Raw genomic sequence first — 579 nt, forward strand, 5'->3', positions numbered from 1 at the left:
CACCGATCTGACCGGACATGGAGGTGTGAGCCAACATGCGGCCGCCGGACTTAGCGTATTCGTACACGGTCTGGTTGATGCGCACCGAACGAGACAGCGGCATCAGGTCGTTGAACAGGGTGAACTCTGTGTTCGGCTGGAATTGACGCAGCACAGTCTGGTCAAAGGCCTTGTACAGATCAGCAGGTGAGCGAACAGCGTTGATGCCATTCAGCTGATTGACAGCATTCAGACGATCAGCCATTTCCTGCATTACGTTAATGCCCTGATGGTTCAAAGCGGCATTACGTTCCTGCGTCAGCATACCAAACTGGTACTGGTTCACGGCCAGGTTGCCGGTCTTTTCGCCCAGCGATTTAGAATAAACAAGCATTCAGTGACTCCTTACTTAATCACTACGCGAATGAGGTCGCCAGCAGCGGCGGTGATTGAGCGCTCTTCGTCGCAATAGCAGCGATCATTTTCTCCAGTGGCCCACTTCTTCACCTGGCCGTTGACGATTGAGAGAGCGTCGCCTTTTTTGTAGGTACCGGCGGCAGCGCGGACGTTCAGGAACATTCCCGGCAATGGGTGGATGCC

The 579-nt window shown here is 54.2% G+C and carries 1 protein-coding gene and 1 pseudogene; both read right to left on the reverse strand.

Translation table 11 applies throughout. The features are described 5' to 3' along the window. On the reverse strand, positions 1 to 373 hold a 373-nt coding region (locus HP459_RS23305; protein ID WP_253939691.1), incomplete at its 3' end, for a major capsid protein. A gap of 11 nt (positions 374 to 384) precedes the next feature. Then, a pseudogene (locus HP459_RS23310) lies at positions 385 to 579 on the reverse strand (hypothetical protein); the annotation flags it as partial.

The sequence above is a fragment of the Enterobacter sp. CM29 genome (assembly GCF_013179605.1).
GTDB classification, from domain to species: domain Bacteria; phylum Pseudomonadota; class Gammaproteobacteria; order Enterobacterales; family Enterobacteriaceae; genus Enterobacter; species Enterobacter intestinihominis.